Genomic DNA, 8,911 nt, shown 5'->3' with positions numbered 1-8,911 from the left:
CGGGGACGGGGACGGGGACGGGGACAACGAATCAGAAGAGTCGGGCAAGGACGCAGAGGTGAACGGCGCGTCGGAAGCCGACGCCCGTGAAGATCGAAGGGCCATGCCTCACGACGTTAGGCACATCCGCCCGAACCCGCTGAGCACCACCGATTCCTGTGGACAGCCCAGCAGTTGTGAACAACTCGGCCACCCTACGGAGTGAAGCCCCCCGCAGGGGAAGCTCCCCGCAGAGGGAAGCTCCCCACGGAGGAAAGCTCCCCGGCCCGTTCACCGCAGCGAGATCACCGCGCCGAGCAGCCCCGGCCCCGTGTGCGCCCCGATCACCGCGCCGACCTCGCTGACGTGGAGGTCGACCAGGCCGGGAACGCGTTCGCGCAACCGCTCGGCCAGGCGCTCCGCTCGCTCCGGGGCGGCGAGGTGGTGGACGGCGATGTCCACCGGGGCCGCTCCCGCCCGGTCGGCGACGATCTCCTCCAGGCGGGCGATGGCCTTGGACGCGGTCCGCACCTTCTCCAGCATCTCGATCCGGCCCCCGTCGAGCTCCAGGATCGGCTTCACCGCCAACGCGGATCCCAGCAGGGCCTGGGCCGTGCCGATGCGACCGCCCCGGCGCAGATAGTCGAGAGTGTCGACATAGAAATACGCCGAGGTGTCCGCGGCCCGCTTCTCCGCCGCCGACACCGCCTCGTCCAGGCCGCCGCCCGCCTCGGCGGTCTCCGCCGCCGCGAGTGCGCAGAACCCCAGGGCCATGGCGACCATGCCGGTGTCCACCACGCGTACCGGAACGGGGGCGTCCTTCGCCGCGAGCAGCGCGGCGTCGTACGTGCCCGAGAACTCCGACGACAGGTGCAACGACACCACCGCGTCCGCCCCGGCCTCGGCCGCAGCCCGGTAGGCCTCCGCGAAGACCTCGGGGCTGGGGCGGGACGTGGTCACGGAGTGGCGTTTCTGCAGAGCCAGGGCGAGCGAGCGGGCCGAGATCTCCGTGCCCTCCTCCAGCGCCTGGTCGCCCAGGACGACGGTCAGCGGCACCGCGGTGATGCCGTGCCGTTCCATCGTCGGGCGCGGCAGGTAGGCCGTGGAATCGGTGACGATAGCGACATGGCGGGACATGAGCCGGAGGTTACCTGGCGTGGTGGGAGTGCGGCAGCCCGGCCCCGGCCCTCTGATCGTTCCTGGCCGCTTCGGAACGCATCCGGTCGGGCCTGAACCGACCCGCGTGCGTCAGTTCGTCGTTTCCGGCCGGGTGGACTTCTGCCAGGGGTAGGTCGTACGCAGCCGCGGGTCCGGTGCCGTGATCGCCTGCGGGCTCTCCTCGCGGGCCGGGCCGGACCACGCCTCGTCGGCCGTACTGCTGCTGCCGGCCGAGGGGCCCGCCGAGGCCGCCGGCTCCGGCCAGTCAGTCCCGGGGCCCTGGCCCGGAGTCGCGGCGGAGGTCCCCGCGCCGGACGCCCGCGACGACTCGTCCACGTCCCAGTGCCGCAGCGCGCCGGCCTCGATGTCGATCTGCGCGTTCAACGCGTCCAGGTCGTCGTCGGCGAACTGCCGCGCCCGGTCCCGCGCGGCCCAGCGCAGTGACTCCGCCGAGTGCGTGATCCGCTGCGTGCGTTCCTTCAGCTTGGGCAGCAGGCCCGCGACCGTGGCCCGGTCCGGCTCGCGCTCCAGCCTCTTCAGCTCGTCGTCCAGCTCCAGACCGTGGGCGCTCAGCCGCCGGAACAGCGCCACCGACTCCGCCAGCGAGGCGTCCTCGGCGACTCCGGCGTGCAGGGCGTCCTGGGTGGCCCGCATCGAAGTGCGCAGGGAGAGCCGCAGCTGCGCGAGCTCACCGGCGACACCGACCTGCCCGAAGCTCTTGGCCCGGAGCGTGGTGTCCTCCACGGTGCGCCGGGCCTGCGTGATCGTGCGGTCCACGCCCCGCTTGGCCGCACCGACGGCCTTCACGGTCGCGTAGACACCCAGCGCGACGAACGCGACCAGGAGCAACGCCAGGATCGTGAGCGCGGGTTCCATGAATGCCCCTCGGTGTCTCGATGCGGCCGCCGGTACCGGTCGCTCCCTCCACCGTAAACGGAACGGGCAGGCCGAGGGTTCCTTCGGAACCCCCAACCTGCCCGTAGGGGATGGCCCCGACCGCGCACCGAGGCCGTCAAAGGAGGGCCGTCACACCGCCGCCGTCGACGTCACCGTCAGGCAGGGACGATGTTCACCAGCTTCGGCGCCCGCACGATCACCTTGCGGATGCCCGCCCCGCCCAGTGCCGCGACGACCGCCTCGTCGGCCAGGGCCAGCGCCTCCAGCTCCTCGTCCGTGATGGAGGGCGAGATCTCCAGGCGGGCCCGGACCTTGCCCTTGATCTGGACGACGCAGGTGACGGTCTCGTCCACGACGTACGCCGGGTCGGCCACCGGGAAGTCCTGGTGGACGACGGAGTCGGTGTGGCCCAGCCGGCGCCACAGCTCCTCCGCGATGTGCGGGGCCAGCGGGGCGATCAGCAGGACCAGCCGCTCGGCGACCGAGCGCGACAGCGGGCCGCCGGCCTTCGTCAGGTGGTTGTTCAGCTCGGTGACCTTGGCGATGGCGGTGTTGAACCGCATGCCCGCCATGTCCTGGCCGACCCCGTCGATCGCCTTGTGCAGCGCGCGCAGGGTGTCCTCGCCGGGCTCCGTGTCGACGACGGTGACCTCACCGGTCTCCTCGTCGACGACGTTGCGCCACAGCCGCTGCAGCAGGCGGTACTGACCGACCACGGCACGCGTGTCCCAGGGACGCGACACGTCCAGGGGGCCCATCGCCATCTCGTACAGGCGCAGGGTGTCCGCGCCGTACTCCGCGCAGATCTCGTCCGGCGTGACCGCGTTCTTCAGGGACTTGCCCATCTTGCCCAGGACGCGGCTGACCTTCTCGCCCGCGTAGTAGAAGGCGCCGTCGCGCTCCTCCACCTCGGCGGCGGGGACGGCGATGCCCCGGCTGTCGCGGTAGACGAAGGCCTGGATCATGCCCTGGTTGTACAGCTTGTGGAAGGGCTCGGCCGAGGAGATGTGGCCCAGGTCGTGCAGCACCTTGGACCAGAAGCGCGCGTACAGCAGGTGCAGCACGGCGTGCTCGGCCCCGCCGACGTACAGGTCGACGCCGCCGGTGGGCTGCCCCTCGCGCGGGCCCATCCAGTACTGCTCGATGGACGGGTCGACCAGCTGACGGTCGTTGTTCGGGTCCAGGTAGCGCAGCTCGTACCAGCAGGAACCGGCCCAGTTGGGCATGGTGTTGGTCTCGCGGCGGTACGCGCGCGGACCGGAGCCGTCACCCAGGTCCAGCGTCACGTTGACCCAGTCCGCGTTGCGCGACAGGGGGGTCTCGGGCTGGGCGGACGCGTCCTCCGGGTCGAAGGTGCGCGGGGAGTAGTCCTCGACCTCCGGCAGCTCCAGCGGCAGCATCGACTCGGGCAGCGGGTGGGCGATGCCGTCCTCGTCGTACACGATCGGGAAGGGCTCGCCCCAGTAGCGCTGGCGGCTGAACAGCCAGTCGCGCAGACGGAAGTTGACGGTGCCCTCGCCGACGCCGTTCTCCTTCAGCCACTCGGTGATCCTCGCCTTGGCCTCGACGACGCCCAGGCCGTCCAGCGAGATCTCGTCGTTGGCGGAGTTGACCAGCTTCGCGTCGTACGAGCTGAAGGCGTCGTCCCACGTGGCGGGGTCGGTGCCGCGGTCGTCGGAGGGCTGGACGACACACCGCATCGGCAGCTCGAAGGCGCGCGCGAAGGCGAAGTCGCGTGTGTCGTGCGCCGGTACGGCCATGATCGCGCCGGTGCCGTAGCCCATCAGGACGTAGTCGGCGATGAAGACGGGGACCTTCTCGCCGCTGACCGGGTTGGTCGCGTACGCGCCGGTGAAGACACCGGTCTTGTCCTTGGCCTCGGCCTGCCGCTCGACGTCGGACTTGGCGGCGGCCTGCTTGCGGTACGCGGTGACGGCCTCGGCCGGGCTCGCGTGGCCGCCGGTCCACACCGGGTGGGTGCCCTCGGGCCAGGCGGCCGGAATGATCCGCTCGACCATGTCGTGCTCGGGCGCCAGCACCATGTACGTGGCGCCGAACAGAGTGTCCTGGCGGGTGGTGAAGACGGTGATGCCGCCCGCGGTGTCCACCGGGAACTCGACCCGGGCGCCCTCGGAGCGGCCGATCCAGTTGCGCTGCTGCAGCTTGATGGCCTCGGGCCAGTCCAGCCCGTCCAGGTCGTTCAGCAGCCGGTCGGCGTAGGCGGTGATGCGCATGTTCCACTGGCGCAGCTTGGCCTTGAAGACGGGGAAGTTGCCGCGCTCGGAACGACCGTCGGCGGTGACCTCCTCGTTGGCCAGCACGGTGCCCAGGCCGGGCGACCAGTTGACGGGTGCGTCGGAGGCGTACGCCAGTCGGTACTCGCTCAACAGGTCGGCGCGCTCGGTCGCGCTCAGCGCGCCCCACTCACGGCCGTCGGGGGTCGCGCGCGTGCCGCTCTCGAACTGCTCGACCAGCTCGGCGATCGGACGGGCCCGGTCGGCCTCGGTGTCGTACCAGGAGTTGAAGATCTGCAGGAAGATCCACTGCGTCCACTTGTAGTAGTCGGCGTCGATCGTCGCGAACGAGCGGCGCTTGTCGTGGCCCAGACCCAGCCGGCGCAGCTGGACCTTCATGTTGACCATGTTGGCCTCGGTGGAGACCCGGGGGTGCGTGCCGGTCTGGACCGCGTACTGCTCGGCGGGCAGGCCGAAGGCGTCGAAGCCCAGGGTGTGCAGCACGTTGTGGCCGCTCATCCGCTGGTGGCGGGCGTAGACATCGGTGGCGATGTAGCCAAGCGGGTGTCCGACGTGCAGACCCGCGCCCGAGGGGTACGGGAACATGTCCATGATGAACTTCTTGGGCTTGGCGGCCAGCTCCGGGTCGCCCGCCAGGTCACCGGTGGGGTTCGGCGCCTCGTACGTGCCCTCGGCGTCCCAGAAGTCCTGCCAGCGTGCCTCGATGTCGGCGGCCATCGCCGCCGTGTAGCGGTGCGGCGCGGCCGTCTCGGCAGCGGAATTCGTCTCGCTCATGATCCTCAAAGCTCCATCGATCGTCATCTGCCGGGAAACGAAAAATCCCCTCGCACAGGAGGGGACGCCGCGCTGACTCCGACCAGGCGTTCTCACCGGTCGGGACTCTTCAGCGCGGCTCGCTAAGCAGAAGGCGTACGGCACGCATGGCGTCAGGGTACCGCACGGGCCCGGAGGGGAGCGGGGAGTAACCAGAGGGCGGACATCACGCGCGCGAGCCGGAAGCCCGCCGTCCGCACGCCCGCTCGTACGCCGCTGAACGCGCCCCCGAGGAACCGCCCGCCGACGACTCTCCGTAGCGGGTATGTGACGTTCGCGTGGGTGCGGAGTGTGCGCTCCGCGGGCTTCCCATGAGGTTTTCGCGGAGCCCTGGGGCGGTGTCCGGGGCGGGCGGAACGCCCGGGAAGCAGGGGTTACTCCGCGTACCGACCTCTATCAGGGCAACCGAGCAAACCTCGTACTGGTTGGTATGGGGCGTCCTAGCATGCGGCAACGGGACCGCTTTGCCGAACTATTCGGAGTCGCCCCCATGAACCCTCATCGCAAGATCCGCGTATCCCCCAGCATGAGCCCCGCAATGAGTCGGCCGGTACAGGGCGGCCTGACTGTCGCCGCGTTGGTCTTCGTCCCTCTGTTCGCCGTCGCAGGGAGCGACGAGCTGCGCGCCACCCTCGATTTCACCACCGGCGTCCTGTCGCTGGTGTCGCTCAGCGCGGCCGTCGCGTGGGGCCTGCTGGCCACCGACCGGCTGTTCCTCTCCACCCGTCAGCGCATCGTCTGCCAGGGCGTCCACCGGGCCACCGCCATAGCCTCGCTCGGCTTTCTGCTGCTGCACGGCACCGTGAAGGTCGCCCTCGGGCATGTGGCGCTGATCGGCGCGCTCATACCCTTCAGCCTCGGCGTGACCGGCGCGGCGGGGCTGATCGGCCTCGGTTCGCTGGCCGGGCTGCTGATGGTCGTCACGGCCACGACCGGCGCCCTGCGCAGCGCCTTCGCCCAGCCCTCCCCCAAGGCCGCCCGGCTCGGGCAGTCGCTGGGATCGCCCCGGGACACGGGCGGGATCGCGGGCCGGTGGCGCGCCGTGCACGCGCTGGCGTATCCGGCATGGTGCGCCGCGCTGATCCACGGCCTGTACGCGGGGCGCGCGCCCGCCACCTGGGTGGTCGTGATGTACGGGCTCTGCCTCGCCGGGGTCGCCGCCGCGCTGTGCCTGCGGCTGCTGCCGCGCCCGACGAAGCGGCGGATCGCGGACCGGATCGCCGAGCTGCTGGGCCAGGGGCCCCCGGCCGCCCCCGATCCGGTCCTGCGGGAGTCCGCCTCGTCCCCCGGGGAGCCCTGGTCCGATCCGGCTGCCTGGAGCGAGACGGACCGGGACGTGCGGGGCACGCCGGTGCGCCCGCGCACGCTCTCGGCGCCGATACCCCCGGCCGCGCCCCCTCCCACGGCGATCCCCGGTTCACTGCACGAAGCGCCGACGGAGACGCTGTACGGCGGCCGGCCTCCCCTGTACGAGCCCCCGTTGTACGAACCCCCGCCCCGCAGCGCCGACCGCATCGCCTTCGGCCCGCCGGAGGAGCTGCCGGACCAGGGGCGGAGGAAGGCTGGCCCGGGGCCCGGGACCGGGCCGGGACCGGGGGGCCCTGGCATCACGGCCGGATACCGCGCCGTCTCGCTCGGCGGCGGCTCCCCGCTCACGCCGGAGGCCCGCTGGCCCGCACCGTCCCCCGCGCCGCCCGCGCAGGCGCACCACGGCCCGCCGCCCCGACAGGACCCGCCGACGCACACCGCTCAGGAGCACACGCACACCGCTCAGGAGCACACGCACACCGCTCAGGAGCACACCTACGCGGCACCGGAGCACACGTACGCGGCGCCTCCCTACAACGCGACGCCGCCTCCTTACGAGACAGCGGCGACTTCCCACGAGCCACCGGAGTACGGCACGACACCGGAGTACGGCACGTCGGCCTACCGGTCCCCGGAACACGTCGGCACACAGGCCGACGACACCACCACCACCGCTCCCATCACCTCCCCCTTCGCCGCGCCCCGTGCCGAATCGGGGGCCGGGCCGTTCACCGCGCCTCCGGCCGGCGAACCCTGGCACGCACCCGCAGGAGACCGATAGTGAACGTCCCCCTCCCCGATGTGCCCGAAGTCCGCGTCGTCGGACTGCCGCAACTGACCACCGGATTCGACCTGGTGGAGCGGCTCGACCTCGCCATGCACCTCAAGGTCCACGGGCCGCTGGAGCCGATGACCGGTGAGCGGCTGGCGGAACTGGCCGAAGCGATCTCCCTGCGCGGAAGGGGAGGCGCCGGTTTCCCGTTCGGCAAGAAGCTGCGAGCGGTGGCGAAGGCGTCCATCCGGCGCGGGGTGCGGCCCGTCGTGGTGATCAACGGCAGCGAGGGCGAACCGGCCTGCCGCAAGGACACCGTCCTGCTCAACCGCGCCCCGCACCTGATCCTGGACGGGGCGCTGCTGGCCGCGGAGGCGCTCGGCGCGCGCACCCTGGTCGTCGCCGTCACCCGCAACTCCACGGAGATCTCCGTACGGGCCGCCCTCGCCGAACGCGGCCTCTCCGACCGGCGCGGCCAGCAATTGCGCGCCCGGGTGGTCCGCACCCCGGAACGCATGGTCTCGGGCGAGGCGTCCTCGGTGATCCGGGCGGCGAACGGCGGGCCCGCCCTGCCGCCGGGCCGGCGCGAGCGGGCGGCCGAGACCGGGGTGGCCGGTGCGCCAACGCTGCTGTCGAACGCGGAGACGTACGCCCAGCTCGCCGTCGCCGCCCGGATCGGGCCCCGCCGCTACGGGCACACCGGGCTGCCGGGCGAGCCAGGCACCGTGCTGCTCACCGTCTCGGGCGCCGTGGCCCGGCCCATGGTCGTCGAGGTGCCGACCGGGGTGCCGCTACGGTACGTCCTGGAGATGGCCGGGGCCCCGCCGCTCCCCCAGGGCGTGCTGACCGGCGGCTATCACGGCAACTGGATCGACGCGGTCTCCTCGCACAACGCCGTGGTCTCCCGCGAGTCCCTGGCCACCGTCGGGGGCGCGCTCGGCGCGGGGGCCATCCTGCCGATCGGCCCGGACACCTGCCCGCTCGGCGAATCCCTCCGGATAGCCAACTGGCTGGCCGCCGAGACCGCCGGACAGTGCGGGCCGTGCAAGCTGGGGCTCCCCGCCGCCGCGGGCGGGCTCTCCGACGTCCTGAACGGCGGCGGGCCCGCCGCCCTGGAGGCCCTGCGCCAGGTCACCCAGGCCGTGAAGGGCCGCGGGGCGTGCAAACACCCGGACGGTTCCGCCCGGTTCCTGCTCTCGACCCTGTCGGCGTTCACGGACGACCTCGCCGCACATGTCCTGGACGGCGGCTGCGGCCGGGAGACGGTCGGGGTGCTGCCGCTGCCCGCACCGGGCTACCAGGATCTGGAGGAGTCGATTCCGAGCGGTGAGAAGCTCGCGGTCGACTGGACGCTCTGCCAGGGCCACGGCCTGTGCGCGGACCTCGTCCCCGAGCTCATCCGGCTGGGCGCGGACGGCTATCCGGCACTGGCGGACGCCGCCGTTCCGGTGCATCTGCGCGGGCGTGCCCAGCGGGCCGTGCGGCGCTGCCCCGCCCTGGCGCTCCGGATCGAGCAGCCGGCGGCCGAACAGCGTCCCGCCCTGCCGGCAGCCAACCGGCGCGCACTGGGCAGCGGGCGCGGCTGATCCAGGCACAAAGAAGCGGGGGGGCCCCCCCCCCGGGGGCGCCGGGGGGGGGGGGGGGGGGGGGGGGAGATATTTTAAAAAGGAAAAACAAAAACACGCCCGCCGCGCCGGGACGCGAAGGCAAAAACGAAAGGAGAAAGCAA

At 72.2% G+C, this 8,911-nt stretch carries 5 protein-coding genes; 2 read left to right on the top strand and 3 right to left on the bottom strand.

What is annotated here, in order from left to right; all coding sequences use genetic code 11:
- Window positions 1-270: 270 nt before the first annotated feature.
- From JS521_RS30455 to leuS, 3 genes are all read right to left on the bottom strand, one after another.
- Window positions 271-1,116: a DegV family protein gene (locus tag JS521_RS30455; protein ID WP_205086160.1), complete on the bottom strand. Its 846-nt coding sequence runs from the start codon at window positions 1,114-1,116 to the stop codon at window positions 271-273.
- Between the two features lie 111 nt (window positions 1,117-1,227).
- Complete coding sequence (locus JS521_RS30450) at window positions 1,228-2,013, bottom strand: hypothetical protein (protein WP_205086159.1); 786 nt, start codon at window positions 2,011-2,013, stop codon at window positions 1,228-1,230.
- Between the two features lie 176 nt (window positions 2,014-2,189).
- Window positions 2,190-5,063: a leucine--tRNA ligase gene (gene leuS / locus JS521_RS30445; RefSeq protein ID WP_205086158.1), complete on the bottom strand. Its 2,874-nt coding sequence runs from the start codon at window positions 5,061-5,063 to the stop codon at window positions 2,190-2,192.
- A gap of 577 nt (window positions 5,064-5,640) precedes the next feature.
- Here leuS and JS521_RS30440 point away from each other — a divergent pair.
- Window positions 5,641-7,191 carry a ferric reductase-like transmembrane domain-containing protein gene (locus JS521_RS30440; protein WP_205086157.1) on the top strand — a complete coding sequence of 517 codons (1,551 nt, stop codon included), beginning with the start codon at window positions 5,641-5,643 and terminating at the stop codon, window positions 7,189-7,191.
- Window positions 7,191-8,768, top strand: coding sequence for an NADH-quinone oxidoreductase subunit NuoF family protein (locus tag JS521_RS30435; RefSeq protein ID WP_205086156.1), 1,578 nt, complete (start codon window positions 7,191-7,193; stop codon window positions 8,766-8,768). Before JS521_RS30440 ends, JS521_RS30435 begins: the two co-directional genes overlap by 1 nt.
- The last annotated feature ends 143 nt before the right edge of the window (window positions 8,769-8,911 follow it).

The sequence above is a fragment of the Streptomyces durocortorensis genome, from assembly GCF_016901035.1.
GTDB classification, from domain to species: Bacteria; Actinomycetota; Actinomycetes; order Streptomycetales; family Streptomycetaceae; genus Streptomyces; species Streptomyces durocortorensis.
This window is presented reverse-complemented; position numbering and strand designations above follow the sequence as displayed.